Source organism: Amycolatopsis sp. NPDC059021 (assembly GCF_042739895.1).
Lineage (GTDB): Bacteria > Actinomycetota > Actinomycetes > Mycobacteriales > Pseudonocardiaceae > Amycolatopsis.
In genome coordinates, this window is record NZ_JBHYIQ010000030.1 from 83,729 (window position 1) to 84,211 (window position 483).

Below are 483 nucleotides of genomic sequence, written 5' to 3' on the forward strand. Positions count from 1 at the left end.
GGGGCCCGCGCGCCCACAAACACCGTTTTCTTGGGGCTGACCCCCCACTGGGGGGCGGAGACCCCCACACAGGGTGCCATAACCGGCATCGCGGCACCCCGAGAATGCTCCGTTGTGTCGTATTTGTGCGGCTTGTTCGGTCCGTGGGGAAGTGTCGAGTGCCGTGAAGGACCCCTTCGCGGCACTGAGCGCGCCGAAAGTTCCCTTCGCACAACGAAGTCCACAAAGGACAAAAGTGGCGGGACGTCGTCGCGAAGTGTGGAAGCGTCGGGGCTCCTGGCCGGATGTCGCGAAAGCGTCGTTCGGGACGATCAACGTCCGCAACGGAGCGTTCGCGTCACCGGACGCGGTGTCGATGCGGCGGGGGCGATGTCGCGAACGGCGCGTTCGGGACGTTGATGGTGGCGGTCGCGGCGGTGGCGTCGGGGCGGGTGGGGTCGTGTCTATGGGGGGCTGGGCGGGGCGGCGGCGCCGGGCGGGGCC